This window comes from Bradyrhizobium sp. Mp27 (assembly GCF_029953005.1).
In the GTDB taxonomy this organism is placed as follows: Bacteria; Pseudomonadota; Alphaproteobacteria; order Rhizobiales; family Xanthobacteraceae; genus Bradyrhizobium; species Bradyrhizobium barranii.
In genome coordinates, this window is the sequence record NZ_JASAUS010000064.1 from 1 (window position 1) to 20565 (window position 20565).

The 20565-nt window shown below is 64.5% G+C and carries 30 protein-coding genes; 9 read left to right on the top strand and 21 right to left on the bottom strand.

Going from position 1 to position 20565, the window contains the following annotated elements; translation table 11 throughout:
* Positions 1-60: 60 nt before the first annotated feature.
* Both QJT78_RS27615 and QJT78_RS27620 read right to left on the bottom strand, forming a co-directional pair.
* On the bottom strand, positions 61-303 hold the full coding sequence (locus tag QJT78_RS27615) for a hypothetical protein (RefSeq protein ID WP_281460370.1): 243 nt from the start codon (positions 301-303) through the stop codon (positions 61-63).
* 100 nt (positions 304-403) lie between these two features.
* Entirely contained in the window at positions 404-700 is a 297-nt protein-coding gene (locus QJT78_RS27620) for a hypothetical protein (RefSeq protein ID WP_014495618.1), read from the bottom strand.
* A 488-nt stretch (positions 701-1188) separates the two neighbouring features.
* On the opposite strand from QJT78_RS27620, the gene QJT78_RS27625 reads away from it, so the two are divergent.
* The gene (locus tag QJT78_RS27625; RefSeq protein WP_028154592.1) at positions 1189-2253 is read left to right on the top strand and encodes a hypothetical protein; all 1065 of its coding nucleotides are present in this window, start codon (positions 1189-1191) and stop codon (positions 2251-2253) included.
* Positions 2254-2700: 447 nt separating this feature from the next.
* Here the strand turns inward: QJT78_RS27625 and QJT78_RS27630 are convergent, their stop codons facing one another.
* The gene (locus QJT78_RS27630; RefSeq protein ID WP_038943795.1) at positions 2701-3207 is read right to left on the bottom strand and encodes a hypothetical protein; all 507 of its coding nucleotides are present in this window, start codon (positions 3205-3207) and stop codon (positions 2701-2703) included.
* 347 nt (positions 3208-3554) lie between these two features.
* Here QJT78_RS27630 and QJT78_RS27635 point away from each other — a divergent pair, with 347 nt between their 5' ends.
* Entirely contained in the window at positions 3555-4349 is a 795-nt protein-coding gene (locus QJT78_RS27635) for a transglycosylase SLT domain-containing protein (RefSeq protein ID WP_028154646.1), read from the top strand.
* A 41-nt stretch (positions 4350-4390) separates the two neighbouring features.
* Here the strand turns inward: QJT78_RS27635 and QJT78_RS27640 are convergent, their stop codons facing one another.
* The 5 genes from QJT78_RS27640 to QJT78_RS27660 form a co-directional block, all read right to left on the bottom strand.
* Positions 4391-5236, bottom strand: a complete 846-nt coding sequence (locus QJT78_RS27640; protein WP_038943794.1) for an FkbM family methyltransferase — start codon at positions 5234-5236, stop codon at positions 4391-4393.
* 179 nt (positions 5237-5415) lie between these two features.
* Entirely contained in the window at positions 5416-5703 is a 288-nt protein-coding gene (locus tag QJT78_RS27645) for a hypothetical protein (protein ID WP_028151753.1), read from the bottom strand.
* Positions 5704-5858: 155 nt separating this feature from the next.
* Positions 5859-6140 carry a hypothetical protein gene (locus tag QJT78_RS27650; protein ID WP_071914421.1) on the bottom strand — a complete coding sequence of 94 codons (282 nt, stop codon included), beginning with the start codon at positions 6138-6140 and terminating at the stop codon, positions 5859-5861.
* A gap of 66 nt (positions 6141-6206) precedes the next feature.
* The gene (locus tag QJT78_RS27655) at positions 6207-6908 is read right to left on the bottom strand and encodes a hypothetical protein (RefSeq protein WP_028151754.1); all 702 of its coding nucleotides are present in this window, start codon (positions 6906-6908) and stop codon (positions 6207-6209) included.
* 253 nt (positions 6909-7161) lie between these two features.
* Positions 7162-7698: a helix-turn-helix domain-containing protein gene (locus QJT78_RS27660; protein ID WP_028151755.1), complete on the bottom strand. Its 537-nt coding sequence runs from the start codon at positions 7696-7698 to the stop codon at positions 7162-7164.
* Positions 7699-8013: 315 nt separating this feature from the next.
* Between QJT78_RS27660 and QJT78_RS27665 the strand changes: the two genes are divergently transcribed.
* A complete protein-coding gene (locus QJT78_RS27665) occupies positions 8014-8364 on the top strand; it encodes a zinc ribbon domain-containing protein YjdM (RefSeq protein ID WP_038943793.1) in 351 nt (116 codons plus the stop codon).
* Between the two features lie 20 nt (positions 8365-8384).
* Here the strand turns inward: QJT78_RS27665 and QJT78_RS27670 are convergent, their stop codons facing one another.
* The 3 genes from QJT78_RS27670 to QJT78_RS27680 all read right to left on the bottom strand — a co-directional run bounded on the left by QJT78_RS27670 (position 8385) and on the right by QJT78_RS27680 (position 10296).
* Positions 8385-8786 carry a VOC family protein gene (locus QJT78_RS27670; protein ID WP_038943792.1) on the bottom strand — a complete coding sequence of 134 codons (402 nt, stop codon included), beginning with the start codon at positions 8784-8786 and terminating at the stop codon, positions 8385-8387.
* 96 nt (positions 8787-8882) lie between these two features.
* Entirely contained in the window at positions 8883-9803 is a 921-nt protein-coding gene (locus QJT78_RS27675; protein WP_028151758.1) for a DMT family transporter, read from the bottom strand.
* Positions 9804-9879: 76 nt separating this feature from the next.
* Positions 9880-10296, bottom strand: a complete 417-nt coding sequence (locus QJT78_RS27680; protein ID WP_038943790.1) for a nuclear transport factor 2 family protein — start codon at positions 10294-10296, stop codon at positions 9880-9882.
* 122 nt (positions 10297-10418) lie between these two features.
* Here QJT78_RS27680 and QJT78_RS27685 point away from each other — a divergent pair, with 122 nt between their 5' ends.
* On the top strand, positions 10419-11000 hold the full coding sequence (locus QJT78_RS27685) for an Ada metal-binding domain-containing protein (protein WP_028151760.1): 582 nt from the start codon (positions 10419-10421) through the stop codon (positions 10998-11000).
* A 25-nt stretch (positions 11001-11025) separates the two neighbouring features.
* On the opposite strand, the gene QJT78_RS27690 is transcribed toward QJT78_RS27685, so the two are convergent.
* The 3 genes from QJT78_RS27690 to QJT78_RS27700 form a co-directional block, all read right to left on the bottom strand.
* Entirely contained in the window at positions 11026-11172 is a 147-nt protein-coding gene (locus tag QJT78_RS27690) for a hypothetical protein (protein WP_167541704.1), read from the bottom strand.
* 288 nt (positions 11173-11460) lie between these two features.
* Complete coding sequence (locus QJT78_RS27695; protein ID WP_028151761.1) at positions 11461-11715, bottom strand: hypothetical protein; 255 nt, start codon at positions 11713-11715, stop codon at positions 11461-11463.
* Positions 11716-11909: 194 nt separating this feature from the next.
* Positions 11910-12074 carry a Flp family type IVb pilin gene (locus tag QJT78_RS27700; RefSeq protein WP_028151762.1) on the bottom strand — a complete coding sequence of 55 codons (165 nt, stop codon included), beginning with the start codon at positions 12072-12074 and terminating at the stop codon, positions 11910-11912.
* 307 nt (positions 12075-12381) lie between these two features.
* On the opposite strand from QJT78_RS27700, the gene QJT78_RS27705 reads away from it, so the two are divergent.
* Complete coding sequence (locus tag QJT78_RS27705) at positions 12382-13704, top strand: hypothetical protein (protein ID WP_028151763.1); 1323 nt, start codon at positions 12382-12384, stop codon at positions 13702-13704.
* Positions 13705-13709: 5 nt separating this feature from the next.
* Here the strand turns inward: QJT78_RS27705 and pdxY are convergent, their stop codons facing one another.
* From pdxY to QJT78_RS27720, 3 genes are all read right to left on the bottom strand, one after another.
* Positions 13710-14528 carry a pyridoxal kinase gene (gene pdxY, locus QJT78_RS27710; RefSeq protein WP_038943789.1) on the bottom strand — a complete coding sequence of 273 codons (819 nt, stop codon included), beginning with the start codon at positions 14526-14528 and terminating at the stop codon, positions 13710-13712.
* Positions 14529-14707: 179 nt separating this feature from the next.
* Entirely contained in the window at positions 14708-15349 is a 642-nt protein-coding gene (locus tag QJT78_RS27715) for an FMN-binding negative transcriptional regulator (protein ID WP_028151766.1), read from the bottom strand.
* Between the two features lie 107 nt (positions 15350-15456).
* Positions 15457-16089 carry a TetR family transcriptional regulator gene (locus QJT78_RS27720; protein WP_028151767.1) on the bottom strand — a complete coding sequence of 211 codons (633 nt, stop codon included), beginning with the start codon at positions 16087-16089 and terminating at the stop codon, positions 15457-15459.
* A 97-nt stretch (positions 16090-16186) separates the two neighbouring features.
* Between QJT78_RS27720 and QJT78_RS27725 the strand changes: the two genes are divergently transcribed.
* From QJT78_RS27725 to QJT78_RS27735, 3 genes are all read left to right on the top strand, one after another.
* A complete protein-coding gene (locus QJT78_RS27725; RefSeq protein WP_028151768.1) occupies positions 16187-16852 on the top strand; it encodes an O-methyltransferase in 666 nt (221 codons plus the stop codon).
* Between the two features lie 213 nt (positions 16853-17065).
* Entirely contained in the window at positions 17066-17410 is a 345-nt protein-coding gene (locus QJT78_RS27730) for a multidrug efflux SMR transporter (RefSeq protein ID WP_028151769.1), read from the top strand.
* Positions 17410-17979, top strand: coding sequence for a TetR family transcriptional regulator (locus QJT78_RS27735; RefSeq protein WP_028151770.1), 570 nt, complete (start codon positions 17410-17412; stop codon positions 17977-17979). The genes QJT78_RS27730 and QJT78_RS27735 overlap by 1 nt, the downstream gene beginning before the upstream one ends.
* 12 nt (positions 17980-17991) lie before the next feature.
* Here the strand turns inward: QJT78_RS27735 and QJT78_RS27740 are convergent, their stop codons facing one another.
* Both QJT78_RS27740 and QJT78_RS27745 read right to left on the bottom strand, forming a co-directional pair.
* A complete protein-coding gene (locus QJT78_RS27740; RefSeq protein WP_028151771.1) occupies positions 17992-18354 on the bottom strand; it encodes a hypothetical protein in 363 nt (120 codons plus the stop codon).
* A gap of 79 nt (positions 18355-18433) precedes the next feature.
* A complete protein-coding gene (locus QJT78_RS27745; RefSeq protein ID WP_028151772.1) occupies positions 18434-18640 on the bottom strand; it encodes a hypothetical protein in 207 nt (68 codons plus the stop codon).
* A gap of 112 nt (positions 18641-18752) precedes the next feature.
* Here QJT78_RS27745 and QJT78_RS27750 point away from each other — a divergent pair, with 112 nt between their 5' ends.
* Positions 18753-19031 carry a DUF3551 domain-containing protein gene (locus QJT78_RS27750; RefSeq protein WP_028151773.1) on the top strand — a complete coding sequence of 93 codons (279 nt, stop codon included), beginning with the start codon at positions 18753-18755 and terminating at the stop codon, positions 19029-19031.
* 15 nt (positions 19032-19046) lie between these two features.
* Here the strand turns inward: QJT78_RS27750 and QJT78_RS27755 are convergent, their stop codons facing one another.
* A complete protein-coding gene (locus QJT78_RS27755) occupies positions 19047-19325 on the bottom strand; it encodes a hypothetical protein (RefSeq protein ID WP_014495645.1) in 279 nt (92 codons plus the stop codon).
* A gap of 171 nt (positions 19326-19496) precedes the next feature.
* Positions 19497-20507 carry an SH3 domain-containing protein gene (locus QJT78_RS27760; RefSeq protein WP_038943788.1) on the bottom strand — a complete coding sequence of 337 codons (1011 nt, stop codon included), beginning with the start codon at positions 20505-20507 and terminating at the stop codon, positions 19497-19499.
* Positions 20508-20565: the final 58 nt, after the last annotated feature.

The following is a 20565-nucleotide window of genomic DNA, read 5'->3' on the forward strand; positions in this document are numbered from 1 at the left end:
GTCTCAAAAGTTCTTCTGGAGTGATCATCGATGGTGTCCACCTCGTTCATGGTGGACACCTCATCCCATCCCCGCGCTCAACTGCATAGGTGCGTAGAAAGGAGCGCTTACGGTTGTCTTGGCCCGCTGCACTTCGTGCGGGTGACGACGATCGCCACGCCGATTTGACTTGCGAACATAGGTGACGAGTGCCTCGGGGTTCTCGAGCTTGATCTTCAGCGCCGCGACCAATGCGTCCTCGGCTTCGATCGTGAGCACCTTGGCACGCACCCCGAGCTTCAACCCGACAGTATATGACGTCATGGCAGACTCCACGGGTCCAGGCTTCCACCGTACCTCAATCGGCGTCCCTTCGGAACAGCCCTGCTCGACACATCCCCTTTCGCCGCCGAACCAAACCGGATCACGACCGCTCTATCAGGATCGGTGAGCCGAGCTCTTCGAAATGAAAGAGCTGAAAGACCCGCTGGCCGTTGAAGTCGAGCACTCTCAAATCATCGGTCTCGTGCAGATTGCTTTCGACCGCGTGAAAGTGCCCGCCGTAGCGCTCTCTGGCGAGCGACAAGGGAACCTCGAACGCGACGAACTTGCCGATGCCTTTTTGCCTGAGCACCCCCAGGAGCTTCTGGTCGTCCAGGGACTGGTGCGAGGTGAGAATGAGCAGCGGACCGCTCGCCGTGAGCAGCAGAAGCGATTTCATTGGATCCTCCTTTGCGCCCCTCCCTACCTGATCTTCGCCATGACTCCTTCAGGCGCTCCAGCTCCGTACGAACCTGCGCCTCCACGGCGTCTTGCAATGCGAGTATGCTCCTGCTGGACAATTCTGCGGAGGCCTTTCTGTCCGGATTCTGCTTCCAATCCCGGATGGCCTGCTTGGTGGCCCTTTAGGCCTCCGACGTCGTCTTAACGTACTCCTTCATGTAGGCGTCGGCCATTGAGCATGTCTGGCACTCCTGGGCCGCGGCCGGACCCGAAAGAAGCAGGGCGAGTGTCTCGGTAGAGACCCTCATGGCGCTTCCTCCCGCGATGGCACAGCACGTCGCAGGGATGCCCCGGGGAGCAGCGCCCGGCGGCTTCAGCAACCGTAACCCGCCATAAATTCTCCTTCGCGCGCGCGTTGTGTTGGACAACGGTGAGGCCTATCCTTCCGACGATCGGACTGCCGCACTCCCATTGACGCCCGACTGGATGGAGCGCGCATCGGTGCCTGAAGCGAACGACCCCAAGCCTGATACCGGCAAGCCTGAGGCCCCCAAGCCTGATACCCAAAAGCCTGAGGCCGCCAAGCCGGACGAGGTGCGCGCCGATGGCGGGCTGGCGCGGGCCTATGACCAGATCAAGAGCGCAGAGGAAGAGCTTGCGCGGCTGGACCGGCTGGTTTCCGGAATGGAACGCGGCAACGAAGCCCCGCGGACCTCGCAGGCAAGCGCCGGTGCGAAGGCAGCCGAGGGTCCCAAGGACAAGGTGCCGGCACCGGTTAGCAAGGTGGGCAATCAAGGCCTGAAGGGAGATCGGACCATGCTGCGTGCCTTGGTTGGCCTCGTGCTGGCGATCGGCCTTCTCGGTGCCGCCTTCGCTTCGCAATATCGCGATGAGGCCAAGTCGATGACCAAGTCCATCATGGCGCGATGGGCTCCGCCGGCCGCGAGCGAGCCCTCGAAAGCTTCCGTGGTCGAAAGTCCGGCGCAGCCGCCGGCCGTGCAACTGGCTGCTGCGGATGGGCCCACTCCGGTGCCCGCCCCGCCGCTCGGCAAGGAAACGGAAAGCGCTCCAAGAGCTGAAGCTCCAAAAGCTGACGCTGCAAGACCTGAGGCTGCAAGACCTGACGCGCCAAGGACTGGCGCCACGGCGCCTGACCCGTCATCGTCCGATCTCGCGCAATCGCTCAAGACCATCACCGGCGAGCTTGCGAGCATCAACGGAAAGCTCGAGCAACTGAAAAGCCGCAACGAGCAGGTGCTGCGCGAGCAGGCCGACACCATTCAACAGCTCAAGGCGGCGCAGGAGAAGGATGCGACGGACAATGCGCGCCTCGCCGCGCAGGTCCAGGCGCTGCAAACGCAACTGACGACGTCATCCGCGCCTGCACCCGCGAAACCGGTCGTGCGGAGCGCGACGAGCAACGAGACGGCTGCGCCTGCACGGCCGCACGTGCAAGCGGCCGCACCCCGGCGGCCCAGGCCGCCGCCGCCGCGAGGACGCTGGATGCCCCCGCCCTATATGGGCGACCCCTACGGCGATCCGGATTGGTGAGCCGTCAAGAGCTTTGGTGCCAAGAGCCTTGGTGCTATGCTCCGCGGCGATCGGCCGGCAGGCCCTCGGCCACATCTGCGCGACCTCACGACGGGCCTCGGCATGAAGGAGCGAGCCCATGACCAGGCACCTTTCACGCGTCCTGTTGGCCCCCATGATGCTTCTGTTTGCAGTCTGCACGGCCAGCGCCGCAGACGGCTGCGGCACCGGTTGCCACGCCACCGTTTCCGGCGCGTGCGTGGTCGATGGCTGGGCAACGGGTGCGCGGGTCTGGAATCAATGTCCGACCACGTCGCGTTCGCGTCCGCCTTGCGGCGGTTCGGATTACGTCTGGGACTCTCGCAAACGAGCTTGTTTCCCGTCCACGCGCGATTGGCTTTGAAGCCCAGCCCGCAGGATGGGGGCGCGAGCGCTTATCCATCCTGCGAACTGCGCTCTACGCCCGCCTCACCGTACCTCGTACACCGACACCTTGGCTTCGATCCCGGTCGGCTCGAGCTCTTCCGTCGCGAGCTCCTCGCTGCAGTACTCGCCGACCGAGACGTCCTTCATCCTGCGCTTGACCTGCTCGCACGTCTTGCGGACGTCTTCGGTGAAGAGCGCGCATTCCTCGATGCGCTTGAAGATCTTCCGCCCCTCTTCGCGATACCCCGCTGCCGTCTCGCGCATGAAGGCGATCGCATCATGGACCTGGGCTGTCAGCGCCTCGCATTTTCGCGCGGCATCGATCAGCTCGGCGCCCATGGCCTCGATCTCCTTTGCAGCGGACTCATAGTCACGAATGACCGCCTCAGCACTGAGCGCGCCCACCCGCGTGACCCCCTCGGTGTGCTCGACGTAATCGGGCAGCGCAATTGAAGCAATCGAGCTTCCCGTGCGCACCGATGCAATGTCCGCCTCGAGCTGGACCAGGTTTACTCCTTCACGTCTGCGCAATTGTTCGACACTTGCCATGATTGACCCTCCCAATACGCTCCCCGTACCCCAAACGGCACTGAGTGTATTACGTGGAAAAGCGGCCTTCTAATCAGATATGCAGTTGACAGTCGCAGCTTTGCCATTTTTATGCAGCTGCCGTCGCGGCACGCAATGATAATGGATGTCATCAGCGCTCAACCTCTCCTAGTTGCGGTGTCGAATTGCGGTGACGGTGCACCCAACTCCCAGAGGATCGGGACGAATCGTTGCAGTGATCCCCCCACACGATCCATAGGATGAGTGGAGCGAATCGATACCCATCAACTTCGTCAGGTGATGGATTTCGCAAAGCCTCAACTCATCCACGCGCTCCCGCCAGATCCATGCCACGAAAAAGCAAACGCCTCCTCCCCCGCCTTCGCAGCGTCCGGCGGGGCGCCCGGTGGGTGCGAAAGAGGTTCGCGCGAGCACCGCGGATGGTTCGGATCGCGGGCAGCGTGGCGATCCTGCTTGCGGTCGCAGCGCTTGTGAACATCGTCTATCACGTCATCCGCAAGCCGACCGAGCTGTTCGTCCTCGTCGGCAACGCGCTCGACAAGGAGCCGGCCGAGAACTGGCGGCAATACGGGCCGCTGTTCCGCACCTATTCCACCGCGACGATCACGCCCGAATTGCTGGCCGCGCTGGCGCAGGTCGAAAGTTCGGGCAATCCGGTGGCGCGCACCTACTGGCGCTGGCGTCTGAGCCTCAATCCGCTCGCGATCTACCGGCCCGCCTCCAGCGCCGTCGGCCTCTACCAGATGACCGATCCGGCTTTCGCCGACGCCGCACGGTTCTGTGTCCGCGGCAACGCGGTCACGGAGACCGGCTGCGGGTTCACGGGCCTCTACACCCGCGCGATCCCGAGCCACGCCATCGAGCTGGCATCGGTGTATCTGGACCGCAACGTGGCTGACGTTCTTGCCCGCGCAGGCGATGTGAAGGCGAACGCGCAGCAGAAGCAGGATCTGGCCGCCTTCATCCATCTCTGCGGCGCCGGCCCCGCCACGGCCTACGCGCGTCGCAAGTTTCAGATGATCGCCGACGAGCGCTGCGGCGATCACTCGGTTGCAAGCTATATCGCCAGGGTCAACGCGATGAAGCGGCAGTTCCTGCGACTATCGGCGGATGACCCGTAGGGTGGGTTTGCCTGCGGCTGCGCGAAGCGCAGTGCACCAGCCTAGACATTCATTGTCGCGAGGGGGCGTGCTTCAGCGGGCTGGCCGGCGCTTTGAGGCGCGTTGATATCCTTCCAACACTCATCGCTTTGATGGACTGCGAGAATGTTGATGTCGAGAGCCATGAACCGGTAGCCGTTGTCCTTGAGCCATTGCTCGAGTTGCCGGTTATCCGTCTTGATTTTTTCGATCAGGAGGATCGGGCGGTACTTCTTGATTGTCTCCCGAGCACCCGCAAGGGCCTCCATCTCCATGCCCTCGATATCGATCTTGATGAAGTCGACTCGCGGCAAGTTGAGCTCGTCCAGCGTCATTTTTCGGATGAGGACGGTGTTGTTGGTATAGTCGATCGGCTGACCGATGAATTCGTTACTCGGGCGCTGCCGCAATTCCAGGCTGCCGAAGCTGGAAGGCGCAAAATAGTTTGGATGTGGAATTTTCATCGTGCCGGATTCGGAGGAAACGGCACCATGCACCGCCAACGCATTGAAGCAGTTGTTGATGGCAATGTTACCCGCCAGAGCATAGTAGATCCGTTCCTGGGCTTCGATCGCAACCACCGAACCCCAGCCCGTCATCAACGAGGCCCATTCGATCGTGTGGACGCCGATATTCGCGCCACAGTCGATGGCGACCACCCCGTCACCGTGGTACCGCCGTCGTAAGGCCAGCAGTTCGAGAGCTATCTTGACCTCGACTGGATCGAAGGCAGCCGTTTCGAGGATCTGAAACCCCACGCCGTAGCCGCGGTCGGGAGCGACCATGCGATAGTCGAAGCGATTGACGATCATCGTTCCATGGTTGGACGAGGCCATGACAAAGGCCAGCTTTTGCCCCGCGATCGGCATTGCAGAATCTCCTCTAACTCGGAGATGCCACTATCCCAACGCGCGCTTATGCGAAGCTTGTCACGACAACGGCGCAACCAGTGCCTTGACCAGTGTCTTGCCAGCCGCGAAGATCATGCGTTTTCGCAAAGGCTCAACCCATCCTTGTAGGAGCGTGCTTTCCGCCGCGCGCTTGCGCCCTACCTGATCTTCACCAGGCACTCCTTCAACCGCTCCAACTCCGAACGAACCTGCGCTTCCATCGCGTCCTGCAATGCGAGTATGCCCCTGCTGGACAATTCGGCGGAGGCCTTTCGGTCCAGATTCTGCTTCCAGTCCCGGATTGCTTGCTTCGTGGCCCTTTGGGCCTCCGACGTCGCCTTGAGGTACTCCTTCATGCAGGCGTCGGCCATTGAGCATGTCTGGCACTCCTGGGCGGCGGCCGGGCTCGAAAGAAGCAGGGCGAGTATCGCGGTAACGACTCTCATGCTGATTCCTCCCGCCCAGGAGCATAGCACGTCTCGGGGATGCCTCGAGGAGCAGCACGTAGGATGGGAGAAGCGCTTGCGAAACCCATCGTGCCGCGACAGCTATCGATGGGTTTCGCTTCCCGTCTATTCCGCTCCGCGTCCGTCGGCGGCCTTTACCACCAGTACGGCCACCGCCATCCCTCATAGCGAACCCATGACGACACATAGGGCGGGCCGTTCGGATCGACCCGGTCGTCTTCAGGGCGATAACGATATCGTGGAACAATGTAGTAATCCCACGGCGTTGGCCTGAGCACGGGCGCCGTGACGATAAGCCTCTGCTGTGGTTCGCGAACCACCTGGGCCTTCCGCGTCCGGGCTTCAGCGCCTGATATCCCGAGGTTGCACAGCACCAGGGCCGTTCCGAGCGCACACGCGGCGGTGATGATCTTCATGCGTTGGTCTCCTTCCCTGGAAGAGTGCAAAAGGACGCAAGGCAAGGCAAGCTAAATTCGCTCGCGCTACGTGCGCGCGCGGCGCAGAGCCTCCTCGAGCTTTTTCCTTTGCTTGTCCCACCGGCCCTGCTCGGCCTCGACGCGTTCGTCGAGCGCGGCCCGCTCGGCTTCGATCGCCTCCGCCTTCGCGTCGTGCTCCCGCCTCGCATTGTCCAGCGCCGCCTGGGCTGCGGCGACCGCCTTGCCGCGGCTTGCGCGCTGCTTAGCGCGCTCCTTGGCGAGGGCGGCCTCTTCCTTGCGTCGCTCGGCGTCTCGCCGCCGCTCTTCCTTCTCGAACGCCGCGGCTGCTTTGCGCGCGTCTTGATCGTCAATCTTGCGTGACTGTTTTGTTGCGCCCTTGGCCGGACGCTGCTTCGACTTGGATTTGGACTCGGGCTTGGGCTTGGACTTGGATTTGGATTTTGGCTTGGCCTCACCGTCGGCGAGATCGGTCGGCAGCGCGGCGCTCTCGGTGAACGGACCGCCGGAGCCGACCGGACGCCGGAGCACGACGCCCGGACTTGCCATGGTCGCCGCGACGATGTCGGGGTCGTCGGTCTCCTTCGCAGCGCCCTGATGGAAGAGGTTGGAGCTGGCGCCCCAGGCCTCCAGCGCCGCCTTCATCGAGGGTGCGGCGACCGCCTGGTCGTAGAAGCCGAGCGAGGTCTGGTAGGTCTTCAGTTTTCTTTGCGGTTTTCTTGTCGCTTCACTTTTCAGATTTTTCGGCATCTCGCCCCGCGGCCCCGGCGAAGCACCTCTCCCTCGCACCGGCGCCACCATGCCATATTGCCCCTGTTTTGCCCGACGAGTCAAATTTTATTCGGGATCGCCGAAATCGACACAAGGCAAGCGACGACCGGGATTGCCGGCGGATCGACACATTATACGGTCTCGCAGACCCCTGAAATCATGCGTGTTTTCTACGGTGCATGAGGTTGTTTTCGACATTTTTGTTGGCCGAACGGTTCCGCGAGGTGTCCCCCTACGCCGCGTCGACGTCCTCAGGCGCCGGACCTGCGACGAGCCCGTCGAGACCGACCATCAGCAAATCAGCGATGTGCATCAGCTGGTAAAGCGGAATGTCCGCCTCGCCATTCTCGGCCAGCGCCAGAAAGGCGGGCGTGACGCCGATGCGCTCGGCGAGCTGGGCTTCGGTGTAGCCGCGAGTCTCGCGCGCCGCTCTGACGCGCGCGCCGATCCCGAGCCGGTGCCGGGACTGCTCATCCGCCGTCATCATGACGGCCTGCTCGTCAGGGCTCGCATAACCCTCGCCGAACGCGCTGCCGATCAGTCTGCCCTTGCGCCAGGCGACGCGGCAGTCCTTGCGCAGTCCGCTGCTGAAGACCAGCGTGAACTGCTCGGCCACCCATAGCGACGAGTTGAGCTGCAGGCGGGCGCCGGTGCCGGAGACATCGCGGATCGTGCAGGGCACGCTGACGAGGCTGCCGGTGCCGTTGTCGAACTCGACAATCCCGGTTCGCAACGTCTGATGTCTGGCAGCGGCACGATGCTCGCTCATGACCTGGACTCCCAAAGCTTGCGGCAGCGTTGAACGGCGTAGCCGACGCATCCGTATGATCAGGACATGGATACCGCGGAATTTTTCCCGAACTCCTAAGGCTCCGGCACTTCAACCGGGACCGCACGCCATGGTAAAGGATTTGCTCCCAATCCATCTTTTTCGGCGGAATGTGCGCGGCGCGCCCGTGAGAGCGTTTTCGAGCGAAGTGGATACAGGCTCGCGTAAAGAAAACGCGCCAAAACAAAAACCTGGAGCCTTCCCCGTTCCGATTGCATCGGAACGGGAGAGGCTTTGGGGGTAATGAGGCAAGCAATGACCGAACCGATGAAATGCCCGAACTGCCAGTCGGAGCACGCCTATCAGGACCGCGATCTCTGGGTTTGTCCGGAATGCGCCAATGAATGGAGCGCTGGGGGCGATGCGGCCGCGAAGGCTCCGCAGGAGGCCGGCGAGCGCGATGCGCATGGCAATGCGCTCGCCGATGGCGACAGCGTCATCGTGATGAAGGACCTCAAGGTCAAGGGGGCATCATCGGTCGTCAAGGGCGGCACCAAGGTCAGGAACATCCGCCTCCAGGACGCCACCGACGGCCACAACATCGCCTGCAAGATCGACGGCATCGGCGCGATGAATTTGAAATCGGAGTTCGTGAAGAAGGCGTAAGCTGCCCGCGTCCGCTCGAGCTATTCCTCCAGCAGCGCGTCATACCCCTTCGCGCTGAATGCCAGCAGACAAAATCCGTGCCCGAACGGATCGGCCAGCATCGCGATCCGGCCATAGGGCGCATCGCAGGCGGGCGCCTCGAGGATCGCACCGGCGGCAAGTGCGCGCGCGACAGCGGCATCGACATCGTCGACGACGACGTCGATATGCAGCGGCGTCCAGTGCCGCTCGTAGCGGCGGCGGTCGCTGCCCGCGCCCGGTGTGCCGGCCTGCTTGGTCAGAAGATACAGCGGCGCGGGCCAGCCCAGCAGCTCGACGACGTCGGTGCCGAAGCGGCGGCCGACCGTGAGGCCGAAGGCGGCGGTGTAGAAGGTGGTCGCTTGCGCTGCGTCGGGAACGTCGATGTTGAGCAGGATGGTCATGACGGGGGCAGCGTAACCCGGACGGAGCGGACGCATAATCCGGAATGTTGCCGCACCTTTCGGTCCCGGACTTCGGTTCCGCTCCAGGCTAGTCGATCACCGCTGCCGCTGCGCCAGATAGAACCCGCACAGCACCGTGACCAGACCCGCCACCTGCAACATCGTCGGCGGCTCGCCGAGCAGCAGCCAGCCGACCAGGAGCGTCAGCGCCGGCACGCAGGCCGGGATCACCGCGGCGCGGGCGACGCCGAGGCGCTGGACCGAGACGGCGAACAGATAAAGCGCGGCGGGGCCGGCGAGCACGCCCTGCGCCAGCGCCTGAATGGCATTCTCGGTCACGCCGATCGCCACGACATGGGCGAAACCGACGGTGGCGAGATAGATCGGCAACAGCAGCAGCGACAGCACGTTGATGACGAGCGCGGCCGACACGGCGGAGACGCGCCAGTGACGCAGCAGCGCGCCAAAACCGGCGAACATGAATCCGGTGAGCACGAAGGTCAGATCGCCGAGCACGCCGTCGGCTCCGATATGCCCGATCGATTCCGCGCCGATCACGCAGAGGCCGCCGACGATGACCAGGGCGCCGGCAAGGCGCGACGCGGAGATGTGCTCCTTCAGCACGACCGCCGCGAGCAGGAGGCCGCCGAGCGTCGCGCAGGAGGGCTGGATCACGCTGCCGTGGCCGAGCGGCACGAACAGGAATCCGGTGTAGGAAATCAGCGACATCACGGGACCGCCGAGCACCATCAGCACAAGGCCCCTGCCCCAGCCGATGCCGCAGAGATCACCGATTCCGGCGCGCGCGACCAGCGGCAGGAACGCGATGCCCGACCAGACATAGCGATGCACGAGCAGATCGACCGGGGTGAATCCGACCTTGAGGCCGTGCCGCGTCCCCGCAAAGCCCAGCGCCCAGAACAGCGCAGCCGACAGGCCGCAGACGACGCCGAGCAACGCCGGCGCCGCAACGTTCTTCTGAATGAGAGCGTCAGCGCCGCTCGTTCGCTGATCCATGAGCAAGCCTTATGTCAGCGCGTGGACCGCCTCAACCCACGCCGTTGCAGGTCTGGCACGCAGCGTAGCCCAACCATCATGCCTCCTCGCCGAACACCATCCGCCATCCCTTGCGCGTGTCCATGTATTCCCGCACCTCGCGAATGCGGTCCCCGGCCACCGTGAACACGAAGCAATAATCGTTCTCGTAGGGCTTGCCGCCCGCAAGCGTGGCACGCATCCGCTCCTCCACGATCACGACATCGCCGTCGGCGTAGACGCCGCGAAAGGCGATATCGACCGCGGAAAACAACCTGTGCATCTCCTGCGCGATGAAGCGCGCGATCGCTTGCGCGCCCACCATGTGATCGGTGTGATCGAGCGCGACGGCGGTGGCGTTGCCCTTCGGCGCGATCCATTTGGCATCGTCGGTGAAGAGTGCGGCGATGCGGCCGGCATCGCGCGACGAAAAGGTCTTCCAGGCGTTGAGGACGATGTCTTTCGGGCTGGTCACGGCGCGCTCCAGAACTGGCATTGAGGGGGCTTGCATCGAGGGCCGCCTTCTAGGCCGCCATGCGGGTTGCGGCTCGCCACAATCGGACTCGGTCATCCCGCGGCCCTTCCGCCAGCGCGGGCATGCGCTATCATCCGGCCATGCTGAGTTTTGACGACTGCAACGCCGCGCGCCTGCGCAGGGATCCCCGCTATGACGGCCGCTTCTTCACCGCGGTGAAGACCACGGGCATCTATTGCCGCCCGGTCTGTCCGGCCAAGCAGCCGCTGACGCGCAACGTCGTCTATTACCCGACGGCGGCCGCGGCCGAAGCCTCTGGCTTCCGGCCCTGCCTGCGCTGCCGCCCCGAAACCGCACCGTTCTGCCCGGCCTGGAACGGCACGCGTTCGACGGTCGCGCGCGCGGTGAAGCTGATCAACGAGGGCGCGCTCGATGAAGATTCGGTGGTGACGCTCGCGATGCGGCTCGGCATCTCCTCGCGTCACCTGGCGCGCTTGTTCGAGCGCCACGTCGGCGCGACGCCCCAGCAGCTTGCCAAGACGCTGCGCGTCCAGCGCGCAAAACGCCTGCTCGATGCCGGCGAACACACCATGACCGACATCGCGTTTCAGGCCGGCTTCGGCAGCCTGCGGAGATTCAACGCCGCGTTCGCCGAGCTCTATGGAAGATCGCCGTCCAGCCTGCGCTCATCGAAGCATGCTTAGCTCGAATCGAGCTGCGCAAATTCGCTCAGAAAAATCCGGGGCTGAGGTCGAGCCCGTAGGTCAGGCTCAGCACGAACACGAACAGCGCGGCGGCTGCGAACAATGCAAGATGCCTGAGAATGAACGCGCGCGGCGAGGTGGTGGCAATAACGGCTTTCTGCGCAACGGGCATGACGCCCTCCATTATGAAAACGCTTCTTGGCCGCCAATGAGCGGCGCCCGCATCAGGCGCCGCGATCTGCAAAGCAACTATTAAAGAGATCACACTCGTCTTGAACGGTCGTCCACAATCGGCACGCGACGGCGATTTTTCTTACCGCAACTTTCTCAACCCGCGCACCGCGCGCCGGATCACGGCTCGCCACGTCAAAGAAAAGACCGCGCTCCCCGAAAGGGAACGCGGTCCGTGCAGGCCCGGGAGGAGACGAGCCAACTTCGTGTTGTCTTCAGGCGATTGAGATCAACGGGCCGCGCCCGTCGTGACGTCCGCGGTCTTGACCTTGCGTGGCGTGAGCGCGCGGGCCTGGTGGACCGAAGCGACTGTGGTCGGCACGGTTGCCTGCTGCTCGACATGCGCGGCACCGAGCACGCGCACCTGCAGGGGGGAGACCGGAAAACCGTTGGCCTCATAGGTCGGCAGCTCGGCGGCGAAAGCCGCAGTGCTGCCCGCGATCGTCAGGATGGCGGCGGCGATCGACAGAGTCTTCTTGTTCATTGGTGATGCTCCTGAGTGGAAGGTTCGGAGCACATCTAAGCGCGTTTTGTTGCATTGCGACATGCTCTGCTGCATTGCAACAGCGCGTCCGCTGCATGGCAATATGTTTAATGCGCACAAGCGCTTGGTCGAATCCCCGCTAGACGCGACATGACACTTTTATGGGCGAGCACATGCCCCCGCGTCCACGCGGCCTATTTCAACGCCGTCGCCAGCGATTGCAGCTTTGCGACGAGATTGGTGCCAAGCGCATAGATGATCTCGATGATCGCCAGCGCGATACCAGTTGCAATCAAGCCGTATTCGATCGCGGTGGCGCCGGATTCATCGGCGGCAAATTCGGTCAACAGGCATTTCAATTTCACAACTCGCATCCTTCCAACTCTACCGCACGTTGCCGGCACGGGAAAGATACCAAACCGCAATCCAAGATTGAGTAAATTCAATCCCTTCAATTTGATGACAATGAATGGCTGCCGCTTTTCAGCCACTTGCCGCCCCTGAAGCCGTAGGGAATTCGCGTTGCACCTCGGCAACACCCGCCCGAAAAGCCCCGTTTGGCCCATTTGCGCCATTGCGCCGCCACACCATCCTCCGAACAATTGACGCGTCGCGTGCCTGGCTATGCAAGATTGGTTCGAACAGAACCGTTTGGAGGCAGGGATCATGAACGATCGGCGGTCTCTTCTGGTGGCGGTCTCGTGCCCCTCGGCCGTTCTCGCCGGCTGGCTGGCGCTCTCCCTGTCCGCCTACGCTCCGGCCCTCATCGAGAAAGGCAGCGCCAATGCTTCCGCCGTGTCGCACGCGAAAGATCTTGGCCGGCTCGAGCTCGCCGACGTCCCGCATGCTGCGGCCATCGAGGATGGCATCGTCCTGACCGCCGATATCGCAGCCGCTGTCGCTGCGACACCGAATCCGGATCCGGCTCCCGAGGCCGCAACAGCCGAGATGCCCGCCGGCGTCATCAAGCTCGCCTCGGCCGATCCGGCGCTGATCTTGCCGGCGGAAGCGCCGCCGGCGCTACAGATTTCACCTGAACCCGCGCCCGTCCTCAGCGAGGCTGCACCAGCAGAAGCCGCACCGGCGCCGGAGCCCGTGGTCAAACTCGCCTCCGCCGATCCCACCGAGATCGTGACGACAGATGAGCTGTCGCCCGCGGCGATCGCGACCGGCCCAGCGCCTGCCGCGAGCAAGCCGTCGCCGCCAGCCGACACCGTCGCCGTGCTCGATGAGTGCTTTGTCATGGACGCCTGCATCGACCGCTATCTGTGGACGCTCTATCAGCGCACCGCGAAGGAGGATTCGATCAAGGTCGAGGACCGCCGCCCCGTCACCATCAAGCGCAGGGGCAAGATGGTCACGGTGATGCGCAGCTTCACAAAGCTGGTCGATCAGGATTTTGGCTGGAAGGATCCGAAAGCGGCCGAGCGCGCCAGCATGCCGATGATGGATTACGTCATCGGCGGCATGGACAAGAGCTTCAAGCGAAAGCTGTTTCGCATGCTGCTCGCGGCCGAGGCCGCCGGCCTGTCGCCGGGCATCACCAGCGCGTTCCGCGACGACTACCGCCAGTCGATCGCGAGCGGCCTGAAGGCCGCGTCCGACCGCTCCTATCATGGCGGCAGCACGCGCGGTGGCTACGGCCACGGCATGGCCGCCGACATCGTCAGCACCCAGGGCAACAACCGCGCGCAGCGCTGGGTCTCGACCGAAATCCTGTGGAAGTGGGTTGACGCCAACGGCAAGTCATTCGGCATCGGCCGGCCCTATCTCGGCCGCGATCCGCCGCATGTCGGCCCGGTCGACGGCCAGGAATACATCTCGAAGCGCGGCACGGGAGACCACAAGGAAGCGGCCAACGTGAGGTCCAAGAAGGTGATGCGGGCCGCGGCCCACGCAAAGCTGCGAAAGACACACGCCGCGCGCGAGCAGAAGGGTTTGGCCAAGCCGCAGAAGTCGGCGCAATCGGCCGGCAAGCGCGCGACCTGAACCTGTTACGGCTTCCGTCCGGGGATCGGCAGCGGTACGAGGCGCATTTCGGCGGTGCCCGCGTCTTGCGTACGCACCAGCACCGCAAAGATGGTTTCGACCGCAAGCCGCACGGCCGCCTGCATCGCCTTGCCCTTGGCCAGATGCGCCGCAATCAGGCCGGCAAGGAGATCGCCGGTGCCCGAGGGGCGGATCGGCAACCGCGGCGTCGCAAAGCGCGACAGCTGGCCGTCGGCGCACAGGATCGTCTCCACCTGCCCTTCTGCCGTGTCAGCGAGCGTGCAGCCAGTAGCGACGACGTCGATCCGACGTTGCCCCGCCAGCGCCGCGCAGGCCGTGCGCAGGCCCTGCGTGTCCGCGATCGTGACGCCCGACAGCAGCTCGAGCTCGAACTGGTTCGGCGTGGTCAGGTTGGCGGCCGGCAGCAGCCGGTGCTGCACCACGTCCAGAATGCCGTCGGCGACATAGACGCGGCCGTCATCGCCGATCACGGGGTCGCAGAGATAGACCAGCTTCGAATTCCGCGTCAGCGCCCGCTCGACGAAGTCGGCGATCACCGCCGCGTTGCCCGGCGAGCCGAGATAGCCGGTGACGAGCACCGCGGCCTCGTCGACGAGGTCGCGCTCCTCGACGCCTTTCAGGAGATCGGCGACGAGCTCGGTCTCCAGCACCCGCCCGCGCAACGTCGGATAGCGCGGATGGTTCGACAGCAGCGTCGTCGGCACTGCCGCGACGTTCACGCCCTCGGCCTGCATGGCATAGGCGGCCGCGCTGTTGCCGACATGGCCGTGGACCACCTGGCTTTGAATGGAGATGACGAGCATGCAGAGGTCCGTAAGATCAAATGCTGAGCGAAGCAAGCGTAGCAGGAACGGCTGGCGTAGCCCGGATGGAGCGAAGCGTAATCCGGGGTTCTCAGATCGCGGCATGAATCCCGGGACGCGGAGCTTGTCGTCGGGCGGCCGCTTTGCGCCGACCCGTTGGCTCCATCCGGGCTACAAGTTTAGAGCATCTCATACCCCAGCCCCGGCCGCAGCGCCTGCATCCTCCGCGCCAGCCGCCGGTGCCCCGTCTCCTCCGACCGCGCCAGCCGGTCAGCGACGGCGACATGGTCCGCATCGCTCTTGTGCTGATTGAGCTTGGCCTGCCCCTCGACGGTGTCGACCACGAGATCGACGACCCGGATCGCAGCCAGCATGCTCTCGCGCTTGCCCGGCTCCATCTGCGCGAGGTCCCAGGGCTGCTTCGGCAACCGCGCCTCGGACACCGCAAGCAGCGCATCGCCGTGCCCGCGGTTCTCGTCCAGCTCGCGCAGATGCGCCACGCCCGACAGGTGCACGGCCTCGTAGAGCCAGGTCGAGACATTGTCGCACGAAGAGTACCAGTCGTTGGAGATGTAGGCGTCGTCGCCGGCAACGATCAGCAGGAAGCGCCGCGTGCCGTCCGCAAGCGCAACGAGCGGATTCTTGGCGGTGAAATGGATCTGCACGATCACCTGCCCGTTGCGCCGGTCCACCACGAACGGCACATGCGAGGCGCGCGGACCGTGCTCGTCCGCCGCGACGATCATGCCGAAGCCGCGTCGCCCGGCAAATTCCAGCGCGCGCTGCTCCTCGATGCGAAACTGGGGGCGAAGCACATGCATGGCGCGGCGCTCGATGGCTCGAATAGGGGACGGCGAGCGAAGGCTAACCCATGAGCCGGCAAAATCTGAAGAACAATCGGCCCGCAAACGCCGATGTCAGCAATGCCTCAGCGCCGCGCCAGCGTCGCAAGATAGGCGCAGAACATGTCGGCCATGGCATCGGCATAGACTGCGATCTCCGTCTCGCCCCGCGTCTCTTCCGAAAAACTCTTGCCGACCTCGCTCAGCGTCGCCGTGATCAGCTCGCCGGCGAGGATACGCGTCGCATCCGAGGCTTTCGGCAGCGCCTCCCGCATGAACGCGGCGACGATCCCCTCGCCGGCTGCCCGGGCGTCCTGCGCCTCCGGCGCGTCGCGATACAGCGGTGCAGCGTCATTGAGCGCGACGCGGATCGCGGCCTCCTCGCACTCGGAACGAATGAAGGCGTGGACCAGCGCGCGCAGCCGCGCCGGTGGCGGCTTCGCCGCATCCGCGAGGATCCCGCGCAACAACTCGCTCGTGCGCCGCCACTCGTCGCTCTGGAGGCGGAACAGGATCGCCGCCTTGTTCGGAAAATATTGGTAGAGCGATCCGACGCTCACACCGGCCCGCTCCGCCACCCGCGCCGTGGTGAAACGCTGCGCTCCCTCCTTGGCCAGGACCTGAACAGCGGCATCCAGAATGGCCGCCACCAGCCCGCTCGATCGGGCCTGTTGCGGCTGTTTTCGTGAGGAAATTGAACGGCTTCGGCGGTCGGCCATGGCGTGCTCGGACAATGCGAATAGGAAATGCGACGAATTAGTCGTATTTCACCCCCTGCGCAAGCACGCGCTGCTTCGCGAACTCTGGAGACATCAAATGACCACCCCGACCATCACAACGCTTGCGCCGCTGCTGGATCGCCTGTTTGACGAGGCCGAAGCAGCCAGGGGCGCAACGCATGCCGCCGTCGCCGATTTGTCCGACGCAGACCGGGCGCGGATGATGCGGAGCAAGACCGCTTACCGCGACCTCTACGGACGCTTGAAGGACGCACCGCTCGCGGTCTCTCGCGAGACGGGTCACCTGCTCTACATGCTGGCGCGCAGTTCGCGCGCCAAGGTAATCGTCGAGTTCGGGACCTCGTTCGGCATCTCGACCCTGCACCTTGCCGCAGGCTTGCGCGACAATGGCGGCGGCCGCCTCATCACCAGCGAGTTCGAGCCGTCCAAGGCGGCGCGGGCGCGGGACAACCTCTCGGCCGGCGGACTGATCGATCTCGTCGAAATCCGCGAGGGCGATGCGCTGAAGACGCTCAGCGCCGATCTGCCCGACACGATCGACCTCGTGCTGCTCGACGGCGCCAAGGCGCTCTACCCGGATATCCTGGATCTGGTCGAAGGCCATCTCAAGCCGGGCGCGATCATCGTCGCCGACAATGCTGACGACAGCCCCGACTATCTCGCGCGCGTACGCAAGCTCGCAAGCGGCTACATGTCCACGCCCTTCGCTGAAGACGTCGAGCTGTCCGTGCGGATCAGCTAACGCCGACGCTCCCAAGCCGCCGCCCGGGTCATCGCGCGGCGGCTTCGTTTTCGCGGCGAAACAGCCAAAACTCCGGCAAACCGCTGCCAACAGGCTCCGCCCTGTCGCAGGCTCGTCACTCACACGTGATACCTCCACCCGCCAAAAGCCATGTTCCGCGTGCTAAACATACCTACCGCGCGGTATCTTTCGCGCGCCACATCTGAGCTCGCCATGACCTCCGCCTTCAATGCCTACGCAGCGCTTGCCCTCGCCATCGTCTTCGAGGTGACCGCGTCCGCCTTCCTGCAACAGTCCGCGCAGTTCGCGCGGCCATGGCCGACGCTGGCCATGGTGCTGTTCTACGTCGCCTCTTTCTACGCGCTGTCGGTGGCGATCCGGGTCATTCCGCTCAGCATCGCCTACGCGATCTGGGGCGGCGTCGGCATTATTCTGACTGCGACCGTCTCCTTCATGCTGTTCCGCCAGATGCTGGACGCCGCGGCCTTCGTCGGCATCGGGCTGATCGTGTCAGGGGTCGTGGTCATCAACCTGTTCTCGCAGACGACGGCGCATTGATGCCGGCCAGCGCCTACACCCGCGCCAAGCAGCCCGAGCAGGTCCGGCGCGCCCTGCTCGACCATGCCGCGGCGATCGCCATGGATCACGGCGTATCGGGGATCACGGTGCAGGCGGTGGCAGCGGCGGCCGGCGTCACCAAGGGCGGGCTGTTTCATCATTTCGGCAGCAAGCAGGCGCTGATCGAGGGCCTGTTCGCCGATCTCCTCGCCCGCGTCGATGCCGAGATCGACGCCGCTATCGAAGCGGACCCGAAGCCACGCGGCAGCTTTACGCGGGCCTATGTCAATGCGGTGTTCACCGGCAAGGCCTTCGGCTTTGCGACGCCCTGGGCGGCGCTGAGCATGGTCGTGGTCACAGATCCGTCCCTGCGCCGGCTCTGGAACGACTGGATGAAGGCGCGCCTGAAGCGCCATCGCACCACCGACGCAGCGCCCGAACTCCACGTCGTGCGCCTCGCCGCCGACGGCGCCTGGCTGTCCTACATCACGACGGGACAGACGCGCATGGGCGCAGACTTGCGTGCCGTGCACGACCGCCTGATCGCACAGTCCTATCGGCGCGGATAGCCGGAACGACGGCTATTGGCTCTGCACTGCCTTGGGCGGACGCGGCGCGGATCTGGCCGGCTTTGCACTGGACTTGGCCGCCGCGCGCGGCGGCGGTTCGTCGACGGACACCAGATAGGCGGCGAGTGCCTTGGCGGAGTCGGAACTGGTCACGTAATGGTCCTTCAGGAACCAGGCGAGCGTCAGGCTGAAGCGCCCTTTCGCCAATCCTCGCGGGCTGCGATGGCAGCTCGCACAGCCGTCCGCGAAGAGCTTTGCGGCCGGCTTGCCAGCATCGAGATTTTGCGCGGACGCGACCGTCATCGTCAGAGCCGCGGCCGCGAGAGTCACCAGGGGCGCGATCACGTCGCGCCCCGGTCGAAACAGCGAAATCAATGTCGTCCCCTAGAGCGTTTTCGAGCGAAGTGGATTCCGGTTCGCGTAAAGAAAACGCGTCATCGGCCCCGTCGCGCGGTCACGCCGCCAATAGCTGATCGAATTCGGGCGGAGTGTAGGCCTTGCCGTCCGGGTCGGTGATGACGACCTGCCAGCCCTCGCTCGCCCATACTTTTGCCTTCGCCACGATGAGCAACCGGCTCTCGCGGGCAAAACTGCACTTCTCATTGTCGCGTTCTGCGACCATTTTATAGGCCAATTCGCATCCCCTTGCGTCGCCCTGCACCAACTCTCCTCGTGGCAGCGGGCTTTGGCGGCAATTCGCCGGGAGCGTGGCAATTTGGTGCCATCGACGGCAGCATTGTGCCCTGGTTCCAACTGAGCGATGGAGATTGATCGTGCGCAGCATCAGAAATGCGATTCTGCTTGTCGCGGGCTTGCCTGGCATGGCGCTGCTTGCCACCGCACCTGCGCGGGCGCAGACCTACGATCCGCGCTATCCCGTCTGCATTGAAATCTACACCATCGACGGCAGCAGCATCGATTGCAGTTTCACGTCGATCGCACAATGCGCCGCGACCGCTTCCGGGCAGTCCGCCCAGTGCTACGCCAACCCTTATGCCCTGCGGAGCCGGCCACCCGGCCCCGGTCCATCGCCGCCGCGACGGAACCGTTAGGGTATCGCGATCCGCTCAGTGGACGCGGATGATATGGGGACGGCCGAGATCGATCAGCCCCTGCACCGCCGAGAGACGGTCGTCCAACGCTGCGATGGTCAGCAGCAGGTTGTTGCGGCGCTCGTCGAGCATGCCCATCTCGGCACCGGTGAGCTTCGTGCTCGTCCGCTCCTTGTGAATCCCGTCGAGGGATTTGCGCAGCCCGGCGATCAGGCTGGACAGCTGTTTGGCCTCCTTGGTCATCGACCGCTTCGCGACATTTTGGCGGCGCGTCTCCGCCTGGCTCTGTCTCATCGTCATCCTCCCGTGCCCCGCTGCCCCGAGTGGATGCTTACAGCTTTGAGTACACATATTACGATCGATGAAATCTGCCCGCGAAGAACTTTCTTAAATTGGACAAGCCGGGAACCCGAGGGCGCCCCTGACAGAAAGCCCGGCGCGAGGGCCGGGCCTTCTTGGGCGATGTCAGTGCTTCTGGTGACCGCCACCGGGCCCGCCGGCCGGCGCGCCGCCGCCGCGCGGAGCGGCATTCATATGCGGAGCGCCACCGCCGCCGTGCGGCATCGCAGGTGCTGCTGTGCGCGGCGCAGGCATCTGCGCGCGCGCATTCATCGGCGAACCGTGGCTCACATTCGGCTGAGCCATGTGCGGTGCTGCAGGACGTGCGGCAGGCGCGGCCGAGACACGCGGCGCGTCATGTGCGCGCGCCATCGGCTGCGCACGCGCCGCAGCGCGGCTTTGTGTCTGCTCGTGCATCATGCGCGCCTGTGCATCGCGCGGATTGCGGGTCTGCACATTGGCGCGTTCATGCGCGATGCGCTCGCTCCGTCCGGCGTGGGTCCGGTCGGCCGTGACCGCAGCGTCGCGCTTCGCGATCGCAGCGTCGCGCTTGGTCATCGCGGCGTCATGCCGTGCGGTCGCAGCGTCACGCCCGGAGATCGCGGCGGCACTCCCGTTACCCCTGTCGCCCTTGCCGCGCACACCCTCGCGTCCCAGCGCGATTGCGGCGTCATGCGTCGCCGCACGGCCGATGCGGGCCGCACGCGGATCGATCGTCATCCGCGTCGCGACGCGCTGATGCGAGCTCCAGTAATTGTTCCAGTAGGCGTGGCGTCGATAAAAGGGACGCCCCTCGTAATAGTTCGACCAGTACGAGGTCAGCACGAACGGAACGATCGGCACGTCGATCTGGTCGGCGTAGTCGGGCAGATAGACGTAGTGATTGCGATAGAGATATTCGAGATATTGCGACGATACCCAGCCGCGATCATCGGAGAAGCTCACGTCGCACCAGGCATTGCCGCGCAGGCAGCCATGGATGTTGACGCGGGCGCCCTCGGGGACGCGATCGACCAGTGGAAAGCCCGCACCCGGCCCGGCGCGCAAGCCGGTCGAGACGGTGACGATGCCCGGCGCAGCCAGCGCGGCCGTCGGGGCGAGCAACAATGCTGCAACTAAAGCGGTTCTGAGTCTCATGGCGAATTCCTCCTCGTGCGAGTCGGAACGCGCTGGTGCAATGAGCGTTCCGCGTGCA

Coding starts and splice junctions, on each gene's coding strand:
- QJT78_RS27655 (WP_028151754.1), bottom strand. CDS start 6,908: ATGCCGAAAAATCTGAAAAGTGAAGCGACAAGAAAACCGCAAAGAAAA.
- QJT78_RS27645 (WP_028151753.1), bottom strand. CDS start 5,703: ATGAGAGTCGTTACCGCGATACTCGCCCTGCTTCTTTCGAGCCCGGCC.
- QJT78_RS27660 (WP_028151755.1), bottom strand. CDS start 7,698: ATGAGCGAGCATCGTGCCGCTGCCAGACATCAGACGTTGCGAACCGGG.
- QJT78_RS27695 (WP_028151761.1), bottom strand. CDS start 11,715: ATGAACAAGAAGACTCTGTCGATCGCCGCCGCCATCCTGACGATCGCG.
- QJT78_RS27725 (WP_028151768.1), top strand. CDS start 16,187: ATGACCACCCCGACCATCACAACGCTTGCGCCGCTGCTGGATCGCCTG.
- QJT78_RS27755 (WP_014495645.1), bottom strand. CDS start 19,325: ATGAGACAGAGCCAGGCGGAGACGCGCCGCCAAAATGTCGCGAAGCGG.
- QJT78_RS27735 (WP_028151770.1), top strand. CDS start 17,410: ATGCCGGCCAGCGCCTACACCCGCGCCAAGCAGCCCGAGCAGGTCCGG.
- pdxY (WP_038943789.1), bottom strand. CDS start 14,528: ATGCTCGTCATCTCCATTCAAAGCCAGGTGGTCCACGGCCATGTCGGC.
- QJT78_RS27625 (WP_028154592.1), top strand. CDS start 1,189: ATGGAGCGCGCATCGGTGCCTGAAGCGAACGACCCCAAGCCTGATACC.
- QJT78_RS27630 (WP_038943795.1), bottom strand. CDS start 3,207: ATGGCAAGTGTCGAACAATTGCGCAGACGTGAAGGAGTAAACCTGGTC.
- QJT78_RS27620 (WP_014495618.1), bottom strand. CDS start 700: ATGAAATCGCTTCTGCTGCTCACGGCGAGCGGTCCGCTGCTCATTCTC.
- QJT78_RS27640 (WP_038943794.1), bottom strand. CDS start 5,236: ATGCCGATCGCGGGGCAAAAGCTGGCCTTTGTCATGGCCTCGTCCAAC.
- QJT78_RS27670 (WP_038943792.1), bottom strand. CDS start 8,786: ATGACCATCCTGCTCAACATCGACGTTCCCGACGCAGCGCAAGCGACC.
- QJT78_RS27730 (WP_028151769.1), top strand. CDS start 17,066: ATGACCTCCGCCTTCAATGCCTACGCAGCGCTTGCCCTCGCCATCGTC.
- QJT78_RS27720 (WP_028151767.1), bottom strand. CDS start 16,089: ATGGCCGACCGCCGAAGCCGTTCAATTTCCTCACGAAAACAGCCGCAA.
- QJT78_RS27705 (WP_028151763.1), top strand. CDS start 12,382: ATGAACGATCGGCGGTCTCTTCTGGTGGCGGTCTCGTGCCCCTCGGCC.
- QJT78_RS27690 (WP_167541704.1), bottom strand. CDS start 11,172: ATGCCCGTTGCGCAGAAAGCCGTTATTGCCACCACCTCGCCGCGCGCG.
- QJT78_RS27635 (WP_028154646.1), top strand. CDS start 3,555: ATGCCACGAAAAAGCAAACGCCTCCTCCCCCGCCTTCGCAGCGTCCGG.
- QJT78_RS27675 (WP_028151758.1), bottom strand. CDS start 9,803: ATGGATCAGCGAACGAGCGGCGCTGACGCTCTCATTCAGAAGAACGTT.
- QJT78_RS27665 (WP_038943793.1), top strand. CDS start 8,014: ATGACCGAACCGATGAAATGCCCGAACTGCCAGTCGGAGCACGCCTAT.
- QJT78_RS27760 (WP_038943788.1), bottom strand. CDS start 20,507: ATGAGACTCAGAACCGCTTTAGTTGCAGCATTGTTGCTCGCCCCGACG.
- QJT78_RS27650 (WP_071914421.1), bottom strand. CDS start 6,140: ATGAAGATCATCACCGCCGCGTGTGCGCTCGGAACGGCCCTGGTGCTG.
- QJT78_RS27715 (WP_028151766.1), bottom strand. CDS start 15,349: ATGCATGTGCTTCGCCCCCAGTTTCGCATCGAGGAGCAGCGCGCGCTG.
- QJT78_RS27615 (WP_281460370.1), bottom strand. CDS start 303: ATGACGTCATATACTGTCGGGTTGAAGCTCGGGGTGCGTGCCAAGGTG.
- QJT78_RS27685 (WP_028151760.1), top strand. CDS start 10,419: ATGCGCTATCATCCGGCCATGCTGAGTTTTGACGACTGCAACGCCGCG.